At 42.6% G+C, this 19763-nt stretch carries 19 protein-coding genes; 7 read left to right on the forward strand and 12 right to left on the reverse strand.

Annotation, left to right across the window (positions count from 1 at the left end; translation table 11 throughout):
• Nucleotides 1–27 precede the first annotated feature (27 nt).
• The 3 genes from U0035_RS20845 (at nucleotide 28) to U0035_RS20855 (ending at nucleotide 4647) form a co-directional block, all read left to right on the forward strand.
• Nucleotides 28–2499 (forward strand): PIG-L family deacetylase, encoded by a 2472-nt coding sequence (locus tag U0035_RS20845; RefSeq protein WP_114790866.1) that lies wholly within the window; start codon nucleotides 28–30, stop codon nucleotides 2497–2499.
• Nucleotides 2500–2644: 145 nt separating this feature from the next.
• On the forward strand, nucleotides 2645–2821 hold the full coding sequence (locus U0035_RS20850; protein WP_170138304.1) for a hypothetical protein: 177 nt from the start codon (nucleotides 2645–2647) through the stop codon (nucleotides 2819–2821).
• Nucleotides 2822–2946: 125 nt separating this feature from the next.
• Nucleotides 2947–4647: a sodium:solute symporter family protein gene (locus U0035_RS20855; protein ID WP_114790867.1), complete on the forward strand. Its 1701-nt coding sequence runs from the start codon at nucleotides 2947–2949 to the stop codon at nucleotides 4645–4647.
• 144 nt (nucleotides 4648–4791) lie between these two features.
• Here U0035_RS20855 and U0035_RS20860 read toward each other — a convergent pair whose 3' ends face one another.
• From U0035_RS20860 to U0035_RS20895, 8 genes are all read right to left on the reverse strand, one after another.
• Complete coding sequence (locus U0035_RS20860) at nucleotides 4792–5499, reverse strand: M15 family metallopeptidase (protein WP_114790868.1); 708 nt, start codon at nucleotides 5497–5499, stop codon at nucleotides 4792–4794.
• Nucleotides 5500–5504: 5 nt separating this feature from the next.
• Nucleotides 5505–5900 (reverse strand): cupin domain-containing protein, encoded by a 396-nt coding sequence (locus U0035_RS20865; RefSeq protein ID WP_114790869.1) that lies wholly within the window; start codon nucleotides 5898–5900, stop codon nucleotides 5505–5507.
• A gap of 55 nt (nucleotides 5901–5955) precedes the next feature.
• Nucleotides 5956–6327 (reverse strand): co-chaperone GroES, encoded by a 372-nt coding sequence (locus U0035_RS20870; protein WP_114790870.1) that lies wholly within the window; start codon nucleotides 6325–6327, stop codon nucleotides 5956–5958.
• Nucleotides 6328–6447: 120 nt separating this feature from the next.
• Complete coding sequence (locus tag U0035_RS20875) at nucleotides 6448–8133, reverse strand: M56 family metallopeptidase (protein WP_114790871.1); 1686 nt, start codon at nucleotides 8131–8133, stop codon at nucleotides 6448–6450.
• A 2-nt stretch (nucleotides 8134–8135) separates the two neighbouring features.
• Nucleotides 8136–8519, reverse strand: a complete 384-nt coding sequence (locus U0035_RS20880) for a BlaI/MecI/CopY family transcriptional regulator (protein WP_114790872.1) — start codon at nucleotides 8517–8519, stop codon at nucleotides 8136–8138.
• A 107-nt stretch (nucleotides 8520–8626) separates the two neighbouring features.
• Nucleotides 8627–9493: a transglutaminase family protein gene (locus U0035_RS20885; RefSeq protein ID WP_114790873.1), complete on the reverse strand. Its 867-nt coding sequence runs from the start codon at nucleotides 9491–9493 to the stop codon at nucleotides 8627–8629.
• 70 nt (nucleotides 9494–9563) lie between these two features.
• On the reverse strand, nucleotides 9564–10286 hold the full coding sequence (locus tag U0035_RS20890; RefSeq protein WP_114790983.1) for a YebC/PmpR family DNA-binding transcriptional regulator: 723 nt from the start codon (nucleotides 10284–10286) through the stop codon (nucleotides 9564–9566).
• A gap of 97 nt (nucleotides 10287–10383) precedes the next feature.
• Complete coding sequence (locus U0035_RS20895) at nucleotides 10384–11901, reverse strand: amino acid permease (protein ID WP_114790874.1); 1518 nt, start codon at nucleotides 11899–11901, stop codon at nucleotides 10384–10386.
• A 169-nt stretch (nucleotides 11902–12070) separates the two neighbouring features.
• Here U0035_RS20895 and U0035_RS20900 point away from each other — a divergent pair, with 169 nt between their 5' ends.
• A complete protein-coding gene (locus tag U0035_RS20900; protein ID WP_245957714.1) occupies nucleotides 12071–13501 on the forward strand; it encodes a dicarboxylate/amino acid:cation symporter in 1431 nt (476 codons plus the stop codon).
• Nucleotides 13502–13642: 141 nt separating this feature from the next.
• On the forward strand, nucleotides 13643–14434 hold the full coding sequence (locus U0035_RS20905; RefSeq protein ID WP_114790875.1) for a DedA family protein: 792 nt from the start codon (nucleotides 13643–13645) through the stop codon (nucleotides 14432–14434).
• On the opposite strand, the gene U0035_RS20910 is transcribed toward U0035_RS20905, so the two are convergent.
• Nucleotides 14431–15084 carry an NAD-dependent epimerase/dehydratase family protein gene (locus tag U0035_RS20910; RefSeq protein ID WP_114790876.1) on the reverse strand — a complete coding sequence of 218 codons (654 nt, stop codon included), beginning with the start codon at nucleotides 15082–15084 and terminating at the stop codon, nucleotides 14431–14433. The two genes, U0035_RS20905 and U0035_RS20910, sit on opposite strands and share 4 nt — an antisense overlap.
• A 45-nt stretch (nucleotides 15085–15129) precedes the next feature.
• Nucleotides 15130–16185, reverse strand: a complete 1056-nt coding sequence (locus tag U0035_RS20915) for an RluA family pseudouridine synthase (RefSeq protein WP_114790877.1) — start codon at nucleotides 16183–16185, stop codon at nucleotides 15130–15132.
• Nucleotides 16186–16303: 118 nt separating this feature from the next.
• On the opposite strand from U0035_RS20915, the gene lipB reads away from it, so the two are divergent.
• Nucleotides 16304–17050, forward strand: a complete 747-nt coding sequence (gene lipB, locus U0035_RS20920) for a lipoyl(octanoyl) transferase LipB (protein WP_114790878.1) — start codon at nucleotides 16304–16306, stop codon at nucleotides 17048–17050.
• A gap of 52 nt (nucleotides 17051–17102) precedes the next feature.
• On the opposite strand, the gene U0035_RS20925 is transcribed toward lipB, so the two are convergent.
• Nucleotides 17103–17777 carry a hypothetical protein gene (locus U0035_RS20925; protein WP_114790879.1) on the reverse strand — a complete coding sequence of 225 codons (675 nt, stop codon included), beginning with the start codon at nucleotides 17775–17777 and terminating at the stop codon, nucleotides 17103–17105.
• Nucleotides 17778–17830: 53 nt separating this feature from the next.
• The gene (locus U0035_RS20930; RefSeq protein ID WP_114790880.1) at nucleotides 17831–18709 is read right to left on the reverse strand and encodes a 1-aminocyclopropane-1-carboxylate deaminase/D-cysteine desulfhydrase; all 879 of its coding nucleotides are present in this window, start codon (nucleotides 18707–18709) and stop codon (nucleotides 17831–17833) included.
• A 150-nt stretch (nucleotides 18710–18859) separates the two neighbouring features.
• Here U0035_RS20930 and U0035_RS20935 point away from each other — a divergent pair, with 150 nt between their 5' ends.
• Entirely contained in the window at nucleotides 18860–19759 is a 900-nt protein-coding gene (locus U0035_RS20935) for a nucleotidyltransferase family protein (protein WP_114790881.1), read from the forward strand.
• Nucleotides 19760–19763 lie beyond the last annotated feature (4 nt).

Here is a 19763-nt window from a genome sequence, read left to right on the forward strand (position 1 = left end):
TTCGGCCTTTTCCGCTATTTTCGTAGGATGAAGAATCGGATTGTCAGTTGTATTCTCTTGTTTTTAGGCATGGGTGCGATGGCCCAGCATAGTACAGCCTCACAGATTGTACAGCGTATTCAGAAATTAAAGGTATTGGGCTCTGTTTTATATGTGGCAGCGCATCCTGATGATGAAAACACACGCCTGATCACCTACCTGGCCAATGACCGCTTATATAGAACAGGCTATCTTTCCCTGACACGCGGTGATGGGGGGCAAAACCTGATCGGGGACGAACAGGGCATCGAACTGGGGTTGATCCGCACACAGGAATTGCTGGCTGCCCGACGAATTGACGGGGGAGAGCAATTTTTTTCAAGAGCCTATGATTTTGGTTTTTCCAAGAATCCGGAAGAAACCTTTCAGAAATGGAATCGTGAAAAAGTGTTGAGTGATGTGGTTTGGATGATACGTAAGTTTCAGCCGGATGTGATCATTACGCGGTTCCCGGTAACAGGAGAGGGAGGACATGGTCATCATACGGCCAGTGCGATACTGGCTAACGAAGCTTTTACTGCTGCTGCCGATCCCAACCAGTTTAAAGAGCAGCTACAACATGTAAAACCCTGGCAGGCTAAAAGAATCTTGTGGAATACCTTCAATTTTGGTGGTAACAATACCACCGATCCCTCCCAGTTTAATATTAACGTAGGCGGCTATAATAGCTTACTTGGTAAAAGTTATGGTGAGATAGCTGCTGAAAGCCGCAGCCAGCACAAATCGCAGGGGTTTGGCTCCGCGTCTACAAGAGGCGATAGCTACGAGTATTTTAAAACTACCGGAGGAGAAGCTCCTAAAAACGATCTTTTTGACGGTGTGGATATCAGCTGGAACCGGACTGGTAAAAACGGGCAGGCTATTGAAAAAATGATTGCCGCTATACAATCTGAATTGGATATCACAGCGCCTGAAAAATCAGTTGCCAACCTGGTGACTTTATATAAATTGCTCGCACAGTCGGGCAACGGTTACTGGATTGAAAAGAAGAAGGCTGAGGTGCAGCAACTGATTGCGATGTGCAGCGGTTTGTTTATAGATGCGTATAGCAACCAGGCATTTGCAGTTCAAACTGAATCGGTTACCATTAATACTGTTTTAAACAACCGGCTTGGCGCCAACGCTACCGTTAAAAGCATTACAGTTGCAGGCGCTACGAACAATATTAATAAAACACTGGAAAAGAATAAGAATGTAGGCTTCGATACTAAAGTAAATGTGCCCCTGCAAAAGGAAATAACGCAACCCTACTGGCTGAATGATAAAAAAGAAGAAGGGCTTTTTTATGTTGCAGACCAGCAAATGATCGGAGTGCCCGACGTAGCGCCGGCATACACAGCTAAATTTATGATAAATATAAGTGGGCAGGATTTTGTATTTGAGCAGCCCGTGCGCTATAAATATACAGATCCTGTAAAAGGAGAAGTATACCAGCCATTGATTGTAATTCCCCCCGCTACCATTACTGCATCACCTAATCTTGTAGTATTCAGGTCCGACCATAAACAACAACGGGTGCAAACACAGTTACATGCATTTGCCAATATCAGTGGTAATGTTACAGCCGGGTTGACTGGAATTGATTATTCGGGCGTTCAGAATGGCGTCCAGTCTTTAGGCAAAGGAAAGACCGCCTTTTATAATTTTGATGTAACAGAGAAACATGAGCCTGAGGAAATCTATACGCTAACGCCCTATGCTAATAAGAAAACGGGTAAAGATACTGTTGGTTATCATCTGGCGTTGAGAAGTATCGATTACGATCATATTCCTGCAGTACGGTATTTTTACCCCGACTTTATAACCGCCCTAAATATCGATTTAAAAACCGTAGGGAAAAAAATAGGGTATATACCGGGTGCAGGCGATAAAGTTGCAGTGATACTGGAGCGTATGGGGTATGATGTAACTATATTAGATAAAACAACGCTGCCTGTAAGCAACCTTAGCAGCTTTGATGCTATCTTAACAGGAGTTAGGGCTTATAATACTAACGAGTGGATGAACGAGTACTATGACGAGTTGATGAATTATGTAAAAGAAGGCGGTAACCTGATTGTGCAGTACAATACCAGCAATAACCTGGGTACGGTAAAATCAAAAATAGGGCCCTATGATTTTAATATTACGCGTAACCGGATCACTAACGAGCAGGCAAAAGTAAGTATGATCGATCCGTCTCATAAATTGTTTAATTATCCTAATAAAATAACGGCTAAGGATTTTGAAGATTGGGTGCAGGAACGTAGTATTTATCATGCCGGTGGTTGGGATAATCATTTTAAGCCGTTGTTATCGATGGCGGATCCGGGTGAGCGTCCCGATGATGGGAGCCTGATCACCGCTACTTATGGCAAAGGCTATTTTACCTATACTGGATTGGTTTTCTTCAGAGAACTGCCGGCTGCTGTACCAGGCGCAATGCGATTGCTGGCTAATTTGATTGCGTTGGGGAAGTAGGATGTAGTTGATTGTTGATAAGTTGATAGGTGGCAACCGCGAAGCGGTGGAATGATATAGAGTATTGTGTCAGCATTGTACAATAACCGAGCAGCGGTGACATTACCCAGGGTATGATAATGTTGCGGCGGTAAAAAGAAAAGAAATGGAAAAGAAAAAACCTTTTATAGATATCAGGCGTGGCGAAATGGCTTTTATCATTGCCATAGTGATTGGCCTGGTGATTGGAACACTGATCAAAAAGGTAAGGTTGGGGTTGATGTTGGGCCTGGTAATCGGTCTGGGGATTGTTTTTATGAACTCATTGCGAACGAAACGATAAAGAACTATGGAGGAACTTGATAAAAAACCACCTTTGTTTAAGTTCTGGTCCACCTGGTATATTTTAGTTGTTGTGATACTCTTTTTGTTGATTATATTTTTCTACTATTTAACAAAAAAGTATTCATGACAACACTGGACTGGATAGTACTTGCCTGTACACTGTTGCTGATTATCCTGTATGGCGTATTCAGAAGCCGTGGTAGTAAGGATCTGGAAGGCTATTTCCTTTCAAACCGCAGCATGCCCTGGTATGTTATTCTCTTAAGTATTATGGGCACGCAGGCCAGTGCCGTTACTTTTTTGGCGGCCCCCGGCCAGGCCTATACCGATGGGATGCGTTTTGTACAATACTATTTTGGATTGCCGCTTGCCGCTATAGTTATCTGTATCTCCTTTGCACCGGTTTTTAGCCGGCTGAAAGTATATACAGCCTATGAGTACCTGGAGAACCGGTTTGATGCCAAAACAAGAACCTTTACTTCCCTGCTTTTTTTGTTACAAAGAGGATTGTCAACAGGTATCAGCATCTTTGCTCCCTCCCTTATTTTATCGGTGATCTTTGGCTGGAATATTTATTTGACCAACCTGGTAATGGGTGGGTTGTTGATTATTTATACAGTTACCGGGGGCGCAAAGGCTGTAGCCTATACCCAACAATTGCAGTTTTTGATTATTATGTTAGCTCTGTTTCTTGCAGGCTATTACATAGTTCATAAGCTTCCGGCGGGGATGGGCTTTACCGATGCTATTACCATAGGAGGAAAATTGGGTAAGTTGAATATTATCACCACGGGTTTTGAAAAGGGCAGTTTTGATTGGGGCGACCGGTACAATATTTTTAGTGGTATTATTGGGGGGTTCTTTTTAGCGCTGTCCTATTTTGGCACTGATCAGTCTCAGGTAGGACGTTACCTCACTGCTAAAAATTTAAAGGAAAGCAGGACCGGATTACTGATGAATGGCATTGTTAAAGTGCCCATGCAGTTTGGTATTTTATTATTGGGTGTTCTGGTATTTGCTTTTTACCAGTTTCATAAAGCGCCGGCTTTTTTTAATGATTATGAGCTGAATCGACTGGAAAATTCAGTCCACAAAGACCGGCTTGCCCGGTTACAGGAAACCCTTCATCATATCGATGAAAAGAAAGCAGTATTGTTAGGTCAGTACCGGCAAAATAGTGGTAATGATGCATACTTTGATGAAATGTCTCACCTGCAGGATAGTATGATGGTGGTGAGAAATGATATTAAACAGTTGGTAAAAGAGAATGGTGGGAGCGACAACGATACCAATTATATCTTTTTAAAATTTGTGATCGATTACCTGCCACAGGGATTAGTAGGGCTGATCATCGCCGTTATTTTCCTGGCCAGCTGGGGCAGTATTGCCGCCGCCGTCAATTCTCTGGCCTCCAGCACTGTTATAGATATCCACAAGAAATATTTTACCAAAGCCCGGTTGGGCGATTATACTTATTCGCAGATATATACCATTGTATGGAGCTTGTTCTGTATAGGAGTAGCCATGTTTGTTTCTAACTGGACAAGCAGCCTGATAGAAGTAGTAAATATCCTGGGTTCTCTTTTTTATGGAACTATTTTGGGTGTTTTCCTGGTGGCCTTTTATGCTAGGCACGTAAAAGGTAATGCCGTTTTCGTTGCAGCAGTCATTACAGAAATAGTGATCATACTGCTTTTTATATTGAACGAATATGGAAAAATAAGCCTGGGCTTTTTATGGCTGAATATGATCGGGGCGTTATTAGTATATCTGCTTGCGCTTGTATTGCAGGCCACTATATACCGCAGGCATCCTGGCAGTTAACGGGGCTACTTTTCTGCACAAAACTCAGCCAAAACTTTGCTCTATGTTCGCAAATAAGTTCTGTTGATGAACCTTGCTTGATATTTTGAAATATTCTGGAAGCCTGGGCATGTAGCTACCGGTGAAAAAACAGGTTGGCTCTGTCTACTGCCTTCTTAATTTTTTAAAGCTAATATCTAAAACAGGAAATCGAATAGGACTTTGATATGTATAATGCCACCATTCGGTAGATAGCGCTGCAAATCCATATTTCAACATGATGTTTTTGAGCTTTTCACGGTTTTGAAGTACAGATTCGGGCAGTTGCTTAAAACTGTGATGGGCCGTGTCAGAAAAATGATCAAAACCAGTGCCCATATCCAGTTCTTCGCCGATCTTTATATCAATGATCGTAAGGTCGATAGCAGTACCACGGTTATGGTTACTTCCCTTTGCAGGGTTAGCTACATATCGTTCATCTTTTACCAGCTCCCAAAAATGTTGGGTGACCGAATAGGGACGATAGGCATCAAAGATTTTAATACCCAGGCCCTGACTCTTCAATTCTTGCTGAACTTTTAGTAAGGAATCTGCCGCAGGTCGGCGAAGGTATGTTGAATTGGTTCCTGCAGGATACATGAGCCGTTGCATGAAGTTGTTCGGGCTTGCATACCTCAGATCGTAGATAATGGAAGGGATCAAGCTTTTTAATTCAATCATTTCCAGGTAAGGAAATCGCCGCAGCTCTTTTTTGTGTTTACTTAGAGAGCGTTCAACCGGCAAAATATTCGGTTGTGCCTTTGTTGCAGGAATACCCGAAGCGCCTATAAAGAAAAGGACACTGAAAGCATATTGCAGCGCAAATCTTACCATATTGCCTATTCTGTAGTTTGCCCGTCAAAATCCTCCTCGTTCTGTTCTGCTTCTTTTTTAGTGACCCGCACAATGCCGTCTTTATGGTGAGGAGGGGCATAGATAGTGTACATTTTTAAAGCATTGCTTCCCGTGTTAATGACGTTGTGTTTTGCACCTGACGGAATGATAATAACATCTCCATCTGCTACCAGGTATTTATTGCCATCGATAAAACATTCGCCGTTGCCTTGTTCAAAGCGAAAGAACTGGTCGTTCTCTTCATGAATTTCTTCACCAATTTCTTCTCCCGGTAACAAGCTCATCAGCACTAACTGCATGTGTGTGGATGTATATAGTACTTTCCTGAAATTTTCATTTTCTAAAGTGAGCTGCTCAATATTCGCGTTGAATCCTTTCATATCGATGGTTTGTAATGCTTTTGTGGTTATTTAGAGTAATGTGGAGGGGGCGTAATCACAAATCTTCTTCCCGTTCCAGCATAAGTATGGCACTTTGTGGTACGATAAAATATTTTTCATTTTCGTACATGATCTCTGTTGCGCCACTTAATAAAAAAATAGCCAGATCACCTTCTTTTGCCTGCAGGGGAACATATTTTACCTGGTCTTCTTCGGTTTTCCAGGGCTCATCATCAACAGCTACAGGTATTGCATAACCGGGTCCGGTTTTAATAACATATCCCTGTTGTACTTTTTCCTTTTCCTGTACACCGGGCGGTAAATACAAGCCACTGGCAGTACGCTCATCCGGCTTCTGAGGTTTAATCAGTATACGATCGCCAATAACAATTAATTTCTTGAATCTGTTTTCTGCCGTAATACGCATAGTTTTCCTTTCTCTTTGGCAAAAATAAAAATTTAAGCTATGAGAACAGAAATAAATGTTGCGGGACCGATACTAATCGATAAGGCTTTTTAAAACCAAACCCCAAAAGGTTGTTGTGTACTATAGCTCAACCACTTTTTTGCTTCTTACACTATCAATTTTTTGTATGACCACTTTGTATTGTTGAATCAGGTCAGAAACAGCTGTGATTTCTTTTTTCGGAGATGTGAAATCCTGTTCCAGCTGTTGTTTATAATCAGATAATGACTGGGTTACATTTTTATATTCTTTATAAATGCTGTCAACCGCCATGTCGGCAACAGCTGACGTTAGCTTTCTGACAGCGTTGTCCCAGTTGATGTCCTTGTAGCGCAGGCGTAAAATATCCGCCTGTTTTTCCCAATTGGCAGTTTGTAGTTTTTGTCTATAGGCTTCTTTGAGGACTTGCTTTTCCTGCTGCGTCACCGTTTCTGCGAGTGAATTATCGATGGCATTCCAGCTCAATTCAACCACAATTTTTTGAGTGGCTTTCAATGCTTCCTGTATCTCTTTTTCCTCCTGCGCTGCCAAAACCGGCATTACCGTTTCAACGTAACTTACAAAAGTAGCCGGAGCACTTTCAATATCAACGCATGCTTCTGTTTTTACCAGTTGTTTTTCGCAATCAGGCTTGTTTTTGCTTTTATTGCAGGTGGCGGGAGCGTCCTGGATTTCTTCAGTCACCGGCCCGGGAATAGTAACTATATTCACTACCTCCTTTGTCGAAGGCAAGGGGTCAGTATAGGATGCAAACTGTGGCTTTACTGCAGGTGGCATCGTCCAGGCAATTAGGGGATCAATTTTATGATTCGACGCCGGACTATGCAGCAGGGAGCACACCAGCATGGTTGCCATTAAAGTACATAGAAAAGAAAGACTTTTTACCGAAGGATATCTTCTCTTGCGCGAACCTAAAAGGAACTCTACTCTTTCCAGCAATAGCGATCGTTTGCCTGAAATTGGAACCGCTAATTTGTTAGTCGCTACTGTATTTTGTCGGGCTAGCAGCAAGAGGGTTTTGGCATACATACAACTATCATATTCAAATTGTATAACCCAGTTGTCGGCCGATTTTTCGCGCTCCAGGTTTTGCGTCTTCGCCAATAACCGGATAAACGGATTAAAGTAAAGAATAGTCAGGATGATTTGTGTGACCAGGTTTTGCAGGTAATCATTTCTCCTGATATGAGCCAGCTCATGTAAAATGATAGCCTGAGTTTGCTCAATACTCAACTGGTTCATCATTGCTACCGGCAATAAGATAACGGGCCTGAGAAAACCCACTGTTAAGGGAGAAGAGATAATAGAGGATGTAAATATCTTTACCTTTCTTTTAATATTTAAATATTGAGAAGCATCCAGCAGGAATATTTTTAAATGTCCCGGCACCTTTCCCAATCCCTGGCTGCGCAATCTGTAAATACTTTGCGTCCCAATTACCAGCTTGATGATGGGTAATACTAAAAGGACTACATAGGCAATGGCCGCATACATTATAAGGGGTTGGGAGGACCGGATACTGCCGATCCACTTTACGACTCCTGATACCGGATGAGTATTGGATAAAGAAATAAAGAAAGTTGCAATAAAAGCGGTAAAACCTGTCAGAAGCCCTGCAAAGCTAATATTGCTTAGTTGCCCTGCTGATAAGTGTTTGTAAAAACGGGTATAGCCCAAAACAAGCAGCCATATCAGGCCTGTTTGCCAGATGCTGTTGATAACAGCATTACCTAAAGCAGTTAGTACCGATTGCAAGCTTTCGTTCATGGTTATTTTTTCTTTAAGTTGTCAATCAAAGATTGGATTTGATCTAATTCTTCTTCAGTAACCTGTTGGCTGCCAAGAGCCTGCATGACGAGTTGTGTCGATGACCCCCCAAAGAGATTGCCGATAAACTTATTCAGCAAAAATTTTTGGGTATTTTCCTTATCCGTCGCTGCTCTATAAATATGAGTTCTGGCTGAATCATCTCTGTTCACCAGCCCCTTGTCGTTCATAATTTGCATGAGCTTCAGGGTAGTGGTGTAACCCGTATCTTTTCCGGTAACCAGTTCTTCATGCACTTCCCTAACGGTTGCCTTTCCTTTTTGCCAAAGTACCTGCAAAATTTCCAGTTCACTTTCCGTCGGTTTCAATGTTTTAACGTCTGCCATACACCAAAATTTTAAGCAATTTACGATTTCTTTCGTATAATTAACAACCCTTTAAAATTTTCTGATTTTTTTTAACAACTCCCTGAAGAGGTGGGACGGTGTGACGTTTAGTCGCGCAGGATGGTGATCAGTTCTTCAATTTCTCTTAGCATATAGTATTTGTCATCCGTTTCATAGCATTTGCCCAGGTCTTCGAGTAATTTTGCTATTACCTGTTTATTGCTTTGAGGTCTGAAATAATCGGGTATCACGGCTGCGGAAAGCTTGTTAAAGTAGTTGTACAGATCATTATGGGTAAATACCTGCCCCAAAGTAGGATCAATAAAAAACTCAATATTCAGATGGAGCTTTTCAGCATCCTTTTCGGTTTTCGATTTGAAATAAGCCAGTACAAACTGGTTGGGGATAGGCAGTAAACGGATAGGGACATCCAATAATTCGGTAAGCAGGAGGTACAAAACGCCGTTACCGGTTTGGTTTCCTTTTTTGGATTCGATAATGCTGGAGATGAGGAACTCGTTGGGCAGGCGCGCTTCTCCAAGCGATCCTTTCAACCCGAAATAGTTATATAAAATGCTGGTAATAACATTTACCTGTTCGAGAGGAGTGAGGTAGTTGTTTAATTCGATCCAGATATTACGCCGCAGCCGTTCGATATCCTGGATCACTTTTCCGGTATGCAGATCGGGGTAAAGTAGCTTTGCTACCAGTAAAGCGCCAGGTATTAAATCGTGATGAGGCGCATGACTCCATGCTATAAAATCGTTCTTAAGATCGATAAAATGAAGGCGGTGTATGAGCAGTTCAATACGCTCCTGCACATGGTTGTCGATGGTGTTCTCCCAAAGGTTTTCGAGGTTGGCAATGATAGGGGTGCCGTAAGAGATAATACGATTACTTACCGCTTCAAATACTTCGGCATCAGGGTCTTCAATCAGGGTCAATAATGCTTCAACTTCTTTATCATTATCCATTGAAACAAATATAGCAAATTAGTCGATAGACCATAGCCGATGGCCCATAGTCTATCGACTGTCAGCTTCTTTATCCCATATTATGGAAAACTTTCTGAACGTCTTCATCCTGTTCCAAACGCTCGATCAGCTTACTGATGTCTTCAGCTTGTTCGTCTGTAACGGGTACCGTAGTGCTGGGGATCCATTCCAGTTCAGCACTGATAGGAGTTATATTTTTTTCTTCCAGCGCTTTTTGCATATTACCAAAATCGGTGAAAGCTACCCGTAAAACAATGATCTCTTTGCCGTCATCGGTAGTACTTTCTCCTAATTCTTCCAGGCCAAAATCGATGAGCTCCAATTCCAGGTCGTCGGTATTCAAACCTTCGGGATTCAATTTAAAAACGCCCATTTTGTTAAACTGGAAAGCCACACTGCCGCTATTGCCCATGGCGCCGCCACCTTTATTAAAATGAGATTTTACATTGGCTACTGTACGTACATGGTTGTCTGTTGCGGTTTCTACCAGCAGCGCCACGCCATGTGGTGCATAACCTTCATACAAAATTTCGTCGTAATTCACCAGTTCTTTGCCCTGTGCACGTTTAATCGCCGCTTCCACACGATCTTTCGGCATACCTACGCTTCTGGCATTCTGAAAACAACGGCGTAATGCTGCGTTTTGTGAGGGATCCGGTCCACCTGCTTTTACAGCAATAATAATTTCTTTACCTATACGGGTAAAGTTCTTAGCCATTTTATCATACCTGGCAAACATCGAGGCCTTACGAACTTCAAATATCCTTCCCATAAAAAATATAAATTGAGGCTGCAAATCTAAGCAAGCCTTAATAAAAAACCGCCTCTTTTTTAAGGAGGCGGCTGTTATAGAAAATCCAACTGTTCAATTAGTGCAGTCCGTCGCCGGGAGGATCTTCAGGAATGACTACCTGCCCCTTAGCCAGTTTACTATTTTTAACGCTGTAGCCAAAATAGATAATAAAACCAACGGCCAGCCACCCGCCCAGGCGGGCCCAGTTTTCCCATCCAAGACCCAGGATCATGGCCAGGCAGGAAATAATGCCCAGGATCGGGAACAGGGGAACAAAAGGCGTTTTAAACTGGCGTTTGAGATTGGGCTCTTTCTTCCTGAGAATAATCACTGCAGCACAAACCAGTATGAACGCAAATAAAGTTCCGATGCTGGTCATGTGCCCTACCACATCGCCCGGTACAAACGCAGCAAACAGCCCCACTAATAAAAGAATAATGAGGTTGCCTTTATAAGGCGTTTGAAATTTCGGGTGTAATTTGCTGAATGAGGCAGGTAAAAGCCCGTCTTTACTCATTGAATAAAATACCCGGCTTTGACCTAACAGCATCACTAATATAACCGAAGTAAAGCCCGCAAGGATAGCAATGGTAACCGCATCGGCCAACCATTTATAGCCTGGCATAAAATTCTGTATCGCTGCTACTACCGAGGCTTCTCCACCCTGGCTGGGGTCTCTAAAGAAAGAAACCGGCGCCAGTCCGGTTAATACATGCCCAAATAGTAAATATAAAGCAGTGCAAATAACCAGAGAGCCTAAGATACCGATGGGTAAAGCTGTTTTGGGATTTTTGGTTTCCTGGGCTGCCGTGCTCACTGCATCAAAGCCAATAAATGCGAAGAACACCGTTCCTGCCGCACCCAAAATACCCATGATTCCGCCAAAATTGTGGCTTACTCCCTGGTGATCCACATATTCTTCGGCCGGAGGTATATAGGGTGTGTGGTTCGAAGGATTGATAAACTTCCATCCCAATACAATTATTAATACAACAATGGTCACTTTTACAATAACGATCAGGGCATTCACAAAAGAAGATTCTGAAGTGCCTTTAATAAGTAACATACTCATCAGGGTTACTATAAATAAGGCAGGAATATTCATGATACCCCGTACACCTTCGGGCGATACCTGGAAGGGGGAATGACACCATTCATAGGCTATCGGTTTCCAATGCAGGATATTGACCAGGAGATTATTCAAATACTCACTCCAGGCAATTCCTACGGTAGCAGCACCCACAGCATATTCCAGTACCAGGTCCCAGCCGATTACCCAGGCCAGCATTTCGCCCATGGTAGCATAGGTAAAAGTATAGGCACTACCCGATATAGGGATTGAAGACGATAGTTCGGCATAACAAAGACCGGCAAAAGCGCAACCAATTGCTGCCAGGATAAAACCAAATGTTACGGATGGTCCCGCATTTTGCGCAGCAGCAGCAGCAGTACGTACAAAAAGGCCGGCACCTATAATGGCACCAATACCTAATGCAACCAGCCCTCCGGCAGTGAGTGTACGCTTCAGGCCTTTCTCAGAGTCGGATGCTTCCGCCAGTAAAATACTAAGAGGTTTCTTTGTAAATAATCCCATACGTGTCTACTTTGAGTGGTATATTATTTTTTGATCAATTGTTTTTAACAGAGGAAAAATAAGGAATAATCGTATATGCCTTAACAAAACTTTTGGAAGTTACATATATTATTCTCTATTTTACCATGTTTTAGGTATCATAAATTTAGTTTTAAGTCTGCCTTACTATATGATGAAAACAAAGAAAGCCGGATTAATTGCGTTGATAGCTTTTACGCTTGTCGCTATAATACATTTGTTTAGCTTCGAAGTCAGTCCTTTACCTACTCAGCTGCTTTTTGCTTCGAGGTGGATATTGATTATGGTGCTTATCCTTTTTGCTGTTGTAAAAAAATCACTTACAACCTGGATCCTGGTCAGCATTTTGTTTGGTGCCACACTGGGAAGCGACTTCCCCGGCGTGGCGCTGTCATTTCAGCCATTAAGCCAGGGCTTTATTAAATTAATTAAAACTATTGTTGGTCCTATTCTTTTTGCAACACTGGTATATGGCATTGCCGGGCATTCGGATCTGAAGCAGGTAGGACGCATGGCCTGGAAGTCCCTGTTGTATTTCTACAGCGCTACTACCATTGCTTTATTTATTGGCCTTGCTGCAATCAACATTACAAAAGCGGGGGTGGGGGTAGATGCATCAAAAATTCCGCATCATGATCTGCCTAAAACATCGGTGGTAAAAGAGGCAGATGCCGCTGCTTTAAAAAATATTCCGGAAGGAGATCAGTGGATCTATAAAACAACCTCCTTTTTCCGGGATATCTTTCCTGAAAACATCGTAAAATCTATTTACGAAAACCAGGTGCTGCAGATCGTGATATTCTCTGTGATATTTGGAATTGGCCTGGCGAAGCTTCCCGAAGGAAAGAAAAAGCCGATAGTAGACTTTATGGAAAGCCTGTCAGAAACCATGTTCAAATATACGCACCTGATTATGTATTTTGCGCCGATTGGAGTAGGCGCTGCCATGGCCTATACTGTGGGACATATGGGCATAGATATTTTAAAATACCTGTTCATGCTGCTGATCACGCTTTACGCAGCCCTGATCGCGTTTATATTATTGGTATTGTTACCCGTTGCGTTGTACCTGAAAATTCCGATTAAGAAGTTCATCCAGGCTATCCGCGAACCGGTATCGATTGCTTTTGCCACTACCAGTTCCGATGCGGCTCTACCCGCCGTAATGAGAAATATGGAACAATTCGGCGTGCCAAGGAAGATCGTGTCCTTTGTAGTTCCAACCGGGTATAGCTTTAATCTGGACGGTACCACGTTATACTTATCGCTGGCTTCCATTTTTGTGGCTCAGGCTGCAGGTATGGACCTGTCTTTTGGCCAGCAATTGCTTATTGCTCTCACTTTAATGATCACCAGTAAAGGTGTAGCAGCTATCCCCAGGGCGTCTTTGATCATATTGATTGCCACTGCTGAGCAATTTGGCTTACCTATTGTAATTATTGCTGCTATTTTGGGGATTGATGAACTGATGGACATGGGGCGAACCTCTGTAAACGTTATTGGTAACTGCCTGGCCTCGGTGGTGGTAGCTAAATGGGAAAAAGAGTTCGACGAGTCGAAAGCACTGGCTTTTAAAGATTAGCAAATATTTATTTACAGGGTGAACTTTTTTTTAGCACTTTTGTTGAATCGCTAGCAAATGCCAGGCCTTATCTTTGACGGGTTTAGCATAACTGCCTAAATATTAAAGCACATAAACGAAAACGAACGATAAAATTAAATCATGATCGAGTTATTGAGCACGGCATTTCAGTGGACGGATTTATTGCAGCCAACCTGGTATATAGAAAATGGAGGGTTGTGGTTAATATTGTTTGTTGTTTTTGCGGAAACAGGTTTATTTGCAGGTTTTTTTCTGCCCGGTGATACCTTATTATTTATAGCTGGCATTTTTGCCCACAAGATGGAAAAAGCAGGTGAGCTGGTACCCGGTTTGGCCAACCAGTTTATGCAGGTAATTGGTTTGGGACATATACATAATGAGTGGGTAGATTTGTTTGTATTGTTTGGCCTGATTGCTTTAGCAGGCATATTGGGTAATATGGTAGGCTACTGGACAGGTAGGAAAGTAGGGCCATCCATGTATAGCTGGAAGGAAAACTTTTTCTTCAAAAGAAGATACCTGGAGCAGGCGCACGACTTTTACGAAAAGAATGGTGGATTCGCCATTGTGGTTGCACGTTTTCTACCTTTTATCAGAACTTTTGCCCCGATTATCGCAGGTATTGTGAAAATGGAAAGAGCTAAATTTACTTTCTACAACGTTTTGGGCTGTTGCTTGTGGGTATTCAGTTTGATTTTTGCCGGCCACTTCCTGCAAAAATGGTTGATGAGTCATTATAATTTCGATCTTACCGCCCACTTGGAAATCATCATTATTGGCATTGTTGTGATTACCACTTTCCCTGTTATTATGAAGCTGGTAAAAGGGGGAAAGAAAAGTAAAGAAAAACTGATCGAAGAAGCGCAGGAAGAGCGTATGGATAATACGGTTGAAGAGCAGCAAAAAAACTAACTTTTAGCTGCTGCTTTTATATCGCTGATTTCAAGAATATTTTTGTGAAAGCCATGTGTACTTACCTGTATCATGGCTTTTGCTAATTCAGAGAGATGGATCAGTTTTCGGGGTACTATCCATTTCAGTATTTGTATAACCGGTTTATATAGTGCCGGTACATTCAATGCGCCCTTAAAAGACTCCATGCCACCCGGCCGAAAATTATATACCGCCTTTAACGGAAGTTTCAGCAAGTCATTTTCTGTTTTACCTTTTACACGTGCCCATCTTATCCTGCCTTTTTCTGTACTATCGGTGCCAGTACCCGACACATAGCAGAAGGTCATGCCCGGGTTTTGCCCGCAAAGTACTGCTGCTACATACAGCGTAAGAGTATAGGTCATACGGTAATAATCTTCAGCGCTTACCCCTACAGAAGATACGCCAAGACAAAAGAAACAGGCATCGTATCCCTGCAAACGGTGCTCAACAGGTGTGAGGTCTTCAAAATTGCTGTGTAAGATCTCTGTGAGTTTTGGATGGGTTATATGCGCAGACTTCCGGCTTATTGATAAAACGCTCTCTATCCTGTCGTCACTGAGACAATGCTGCAAAACGCCTTCTCCAACCATTCCGGTAGCTCCTGTTATAATTACTTTTAGTTTCATAATACCTTAATACCTGTTTAGCAGGCAAACGTTTCTTAGCGGATTTTACTCTGTGGGGCGGTAGGCAGTGGTGTATCTTCTCCATTTTTCAATCACTTCTTCAATATCTTTTGCAAGATCTGATTCAAAGAAAATAGGTTCACCTGTTGCTGGATGCGTAAAACCCAGTGTTTTAGCGTGCAATGCCTGCCGGGGACAGATAGCAAAGCAATTATCAACAAACTGCTTATATTTCGCGTAAACGGTACCTTTTACAATTCTGTCGCCTCCGTAAAAATCATCGTTAAACAGCGGGTGTCCGATATGTTTCATGTGTACCCTAATCTGGTGGGTACGTCCGGTTTCCAATATACATTGCACCAGCGTTACATATCCGAATCTTTCCAATACTTTATAGTGCGTAATAGCCTCTTTCCCATGATCGCCTTCGGGATAGGCTTCAAACAGCTTTCTGAATCTTAGGTTGCGGCCTACATGCGCCACAATAGTTCCTTCATCCTCCGCTACATCACCCCAAACCAGTGCCATATATTTCCGGTCAACAGTATGATCAAAAAACTGCTTGGCCAGGTTACGCATAGCCTGCTCGGTTTTGGCTAACACTAAAAGCCCGCTGGTATTCTTATCTATCCGGTGTACCATGCCAAAGCGGGGGAGCGTTTCGGCGTTGATGGCTGCATTTTGCTGCTGAAGATGCCAGGCCATTGCGTTTAACAATGTGACGTTAGGGTTGCCGCTACCGGGATGTACTACCATGCCCGCTGCTTTATTCACAATAACAATATGCTCATCTTCGTAGAAAATATTAAGCGGTATATTTTCAGGAACAATTTCATTTTCATCAGGCGCTGTATCGGTAAAAACAACAATTTCCTGGTTACCTTTCACCTTAAAGTTAGGTTTTACTTCGCTACCGTTTACCAGTACCATTTTGTTATGAATAGCCTGCTGTATTTTATTACGGGTAGCTCCTTCTATACGGTTCATCAAAAACTTATCGATACGATAAGCTTCCTGCCCCGGGTCGGTTTTGAATACGAATTTTTGATAGAGTTCGTCGCTCGCATCCTGTTGCTCGGTATATATTTCTTCCTCGTTCATTGCGTGCAAAGGTAAACGAATGTGTTTTGAACCGATTGTGTTTATTTTTGTTGCTTATAGGTTACATTAGTTAGTTAATGATTACTCTTTTTTCATATTTCAAACTATCGAACGCAAGGTGAAACAACAAGTACAGTTCAGGGATTTAGGCAATATGCGTTATAAAGATGCCTGGGACTTCCAGGAAAATATATTGCAGGAAAATGTGTCTGTTAAAACACGTTTGCGCGAATTGCAGGATAGTGGCGAGATCGACCAGCTGGCAGAAAGGCCTCAAACCGGTCATGAACTGCTTTTTGTGGAGCACCCGCCCGTATTTACATTAGGGAAAAGTGGCGATATGGGCAATGTTTTGATGAGTGAGGAGCACCTGGCTAAACTGGGCATAGATTTCTTCAAAATCAACAGGGGAGGAGATATTACCTTTCACGGTCCGGGACAATTAGTGGGGTATCCCATTTTTGATCTCGAAAAGTTTTATACCGATATTGGTAAATACCTGCGCAATATCGAAGAGGTAATTATTTTAACCCTGGCTGAGTATGGTTTACAGGGAGCGCGTTCAGAGGGGGAAACCGGTGTATGGCTCGATCCGGAGAAAAAAGGGCACGAGCGTAAAATTTGTGCCATTGGCGTGCGAACCAGTCGGTGGATCACGATGCACGGGTTTGCTTTAAACGTAAATACCGACCTGAACTATTTTAATATGATTGTACCGTGTGGTATACAGGGAAAGCAGGTTACCTCCCTGCAAAAAGAATTAGGCCGTGAAGTAGATCTGGATGAAGTAAAAGAGAAAGTAAAGCGGAATTTTGAAAAAGTTTTTGAAGTGGAGATGGTAAACAGTGCGTTGGGCGGTCGTTAGTTGACCTTGTTAACTAATCAGCTAGTCAACTGGTCAGCCCGTCAACCAATCCTTAGAAATCCTTAGGCAGAAAAACTTTATGCTTTTCTAATAACCTGCCGTCCGCGTATAGTTCGAAATTAATATATCCTGCGGTTGAAAAATAAGAACGGTCGAGCTTGAATCTCTTTTCTTTGATATCATTCAGCTCAAATAGTGGCTGGCCGTTTTCTGCGTAAAATTTTATATCATATTTCCTTTTATCCAGTGGTAATTCTACACGAACGTACCTGTCTGTTGAAGCGAAAATATAAGCAGACTGTACAAAACCTGAGGGGATAAAGTTGGGGTTTAAATTAACTTCCGTATTTGATTTATTGCCGCTATTATAAGCATCGGCTAAGCCAGAGGAGTCCACTACAGGCCGTTTAGATTTAGTTGAAATATATTTTCCTCCTTCGAACATCACAAAAATGCGGTAAAACATATTGTCGCTGGGAGCGGTAGCGTCAGGAAACCCGTTTTGCTGCAGGCTGGGATCGGGCATGGTTCCCACGGTTTTGAAGTAGTTGAGCGAGTCGGTAGACCTTTGAATGCTTATTTGTTTAACGCCCTGGTAGTTATGTGTCCAGGCCACCACAACTCTGTTGTTTCCTACCTTATAAACTGAAAAGTCGGGGAGTTGCTCCTGTGCATTGATGCCTGCAATAATAGATCCGGACAGTAAAAACAATAAAATCTTCTTCATGATAGTGCCATTAACTACTTAACTAACAAAGATAAGTGAGCAGGGATAACAGATCAGAAAATTAACGTTCCTTTTCGTAAAGAAAGATTGCCCTGTAGTCCTCCTGAATGCACGACCAACAGCCTGGAGCCCGCCGGAAAATGGTTTTGCTGTACCAGGTCATATACTCCGTAAAATAATTTGCCCGTATATACAAAATCAGTGGGGATACCGGTTGCCGAAAACAACTCATTCATAAATTGTATCAATGAAGGTTTTTGTTTGGCATAGCCACCAAAATGATAGGCATGATTAATGAGAACAGGTTGATCTTTATTCGCAAGGAGTGCCCGCACTTCGCTTTCCAGCAAGGAATGATTTTTAAGCGCGCTCAGGCCCAGCACACTGGCGTGAGCTGCTTTGCTATTGATCAGGCCCGCCATCATGGTGCCGGTTCCTACGGCGCAAAGGATATGATCAAAGGCTGATTTATTATAAGGAATGGTAGCTGCTCCGCTGGCCCCGGTTTCACTATAACCGCCTTCCGGGATAATGTAGTAATCATAGCCCTCAAAAGCAGGAGGAAGCGTTTTGTGTTGATAACCGGTTCGGGATATGAAATGCAACTGCATACCATATTTCCGGGCATTTATAAGCGTATGAGAGTAGGAACCGGGTTCTTCGCCACGGATAATACCTATACAGGGGATGTCATTTGCTGCGCAGGCTGCGGCAGTTGCTGCAATATGGTTGGAAAAAGCCCCGCCATAGGTGATCACGGCTTTGTATTTGCCTTCAATTGCTTGTTGCAGGTGAAATTTAAGCTTAAACCATTTATTGCCGCTGATCACAGGGTGTATAGTATCCAGTCTTAATACCTGTACATTTACCCCGTTTTGAGATAAAAAGGGTACGGGATCTGTTGTAATTAAATCTTCGTCAATAATATCCATTGCAATGATACCTGTTGGTTAAATTACCTTATTTTTGAGACCAATCATTTTTAGCAAAAGTATAGCCGGATCCAATTCGGTTGCAAAATAAAACCGGCAGGCATTGTCTGCTACCACTAAACGATAAAAGAAAATAAAAAAAACTTACGAATGAAACCTACATTAGTGATTTTGGCCGCAGGAATGGCCTCTCGTTACGGAAGTATGAAACAGGTGGAGGCTTTTGGTCCGAGTGGCGAAACCATAATGGATTATTCTATAGCGGATGCAGTAAAAGCAGGATTTGGAAAAATCGTTTTCCTGATCCGTGAGCAGTTTGAAGACAATTTCCGTAAGCTGTTTGCTTCAAAACTCGATGGTAAAGTGGAATACGAATTCGCTTTCCAGGAGCTCGATATGTACCTGGATGGGGCTGAAATTCCGGCTGAACGTACAAAGCCCTGGGGTACCGGCCATGCCGTATTATGTACTAAAAAAGTAGTAAGTACGCCATTCGCTGTTATTAACGCCGATGATTTTTATGGTTTTGACGCCTTTAAAAAAGCTGCCGAATTTTTAACTACCGATTGCAATGAAAAAACATATGCTGTGATCAGCTATCCTTTAATGAATACCTTGTCGGAGCATGGCACAGTGAACCGTGGTGTTTGCGGCTTAGATGAAAAAGGAAACCTGGCGAGTGTAGTAGAACGTATCGGTATTGGTTTGCAGGGCGATAAAGTAAAGGTAGATGACGGCCTGCAGCCTGATGAGTTATCAAAGGATACCGTGGTATCCATGAACTTCTGGTGCTTCCATCCTTCGGTTTATGATCTGTATGAGAAAGATTTTAAAGCTTTCATTAAAGAAAGTATTGCGGTTCCAAAATCTGAGTTCCTGATCCCTGCAGTGGTAGACAATTTTATAAAAGAGGGTGGAGAAGTGAAAGTAGTAACTACATCGGCGCAATGGTTTGGCGTTACTTATAAGGAAGACGCCCCCGCGGTTCAAAAGCAGTTGAACGACCTGATTGAGCAAGGTGCTTATAGCACTAACCTCTGGGGTGCGTAACGAA

This window comes from Niabella yanshanensis (assembly GCF_034424215.1).
Taxonomy (GTDB): domain Bacteria; phylum Bacteroidota; class Bacteroidia; order Chitinophagales; family Chitinophagaceae; genus Niabella; species Niabella yanshanensis.

What these genes read in the sequence shown, in the direction of transcription:
- U0035_RS20870 (WP_114790870.1), bottom strand. Translation starts at nt 6,327, where the DNA reads ATGCGTATTACGGCAGAAAACAGATTCAAGAAATTAATTGTTATTGGC.
- U0035_RS20845 (WP_114790866.1), top strand. Translation starts at nt 28, where the DNA reads ATGAAGAATCGGATTGTCAGTTGTATTCTCTTGTTTTTAGGCATGGGT.
- U0035_RS20850 (WP_170138304.1), top strand. Translation starts at nt 2,645, where the DNA reads ATGGAAAAGAAAAAACCTTTTATAGATATCAGGCGTGGCGAAATGGCT.
- U0035_RS20880 (WP_114790872.1), bottom strand. Translation starts at nt 8,519, where the DNA reads ATGGCAGACGTTAAAACATTGAAACCGACGGAAAGTGAACTGGAAATT.
- U0035_RS20915 (WP_114790877.1), bottom strand. Translation starts at nt 16,185, where the DNA reads ATGAACGAGGAAGAAATATATACCGAGCAACAGGATGCGAGCGACGAA.
- U0035_RS20930 (WP_114790880.1), bottom strand. Translation starts at nt 18,709, where the DNA reads ATGGATATTATTGACGAAGATTTAATTACAACAGATCCCGTACCCTTT.
- U0035_RS20910 (WP_114790876.1), bottom strand. Translation starts at nt 15,084, where the DNA reads ATGAAACTAAAAGTAATTATAACAGGAGCTACCGGAATGGTTGGAGAA.
- U0035_RS20855 (WP_114790867.1), top strand. Translation starts at nt 2,947, where the DNA reads ATGACAACACTGGACTGGATAGTACTTGCCTGTACACTGTTGCTGATT.
- U0035_RS20900 (WP_245957714.1), top strand. Translation starts at nt 12,071, where the DNA reads ATGATGAAAACAAAGAAAGCCGGATTAATTGCGTTGATAGCTTTTACG.
- U0035_RS20890 (WP_114790983.1), bottom strand. Translation starts at nt 10,286, where the DNA reads ATGGGAAGGATATTTGAAGTTCGTAAGGCCTCGATGTTTGCCAGGTAT.
- U0035_RS20935 (WP_114790881.1), top strand. Translation starts at nt 18,860, where the DNA reads ATGAAACCTACATTAGTGATTTTGGCCGCAGGAATGGCCTCTCGTTAC.
- U0035_RS20865 (WP_114790869.1), bottom strand. Translation starts at nt 5,900, where the DNA reads ATGAAAGGATTCAACGCGAATATTGAGCAGCTCACTTTAGAAAATGAA.
- U0035_RS20895 (WP_114790874.1), bottom strand. Translation starts at nt 11,901, where the DNA reads ATGGGATTATTTACAAAGAAACCTCTTAGTATTTTACTGGCGGAAGCA.
- U0035_RS20905 (WP_114790875.1), top strand. Translation starts at nt 13,643, where the DNA reads ATGATCGAGTTATTGAGCACGGCATTTCAGTGGACGGATTTATTGCAG.
- U0035_RS20860 (WP_114790868.1), bottom strand. Translation starts at nt 5,499, where the DNA reads ATGGTAAGATTTGCGCTGCAATATGCTTTCAGTGTCCTTTTCTTTATA.
- U0035_RS20875 (WP_114790871.1), bottom strand. Translation starts at nt 8,133, where the DNA reads ATGAACGAAAGCTTGCAATCGGTACTAACTGCTTTAGGTAATGCTGTT.
- U0035_RS20925 (WP_114790879.1), bottom strand. Translation starts at nt 17,777, where the DNA reads ATGAAGAAGATTTTATTGTTTTTACTGTCCGGATCTATTATTGCAGGC.
- U0035_RS20885 (WP_114790873.1), bottom strand. Translation starts at nt 9,493, where the DNA reads ATGGATAATGATAAAGAAGTTGAAGCATTATTGACCCTGATTGAAGAC.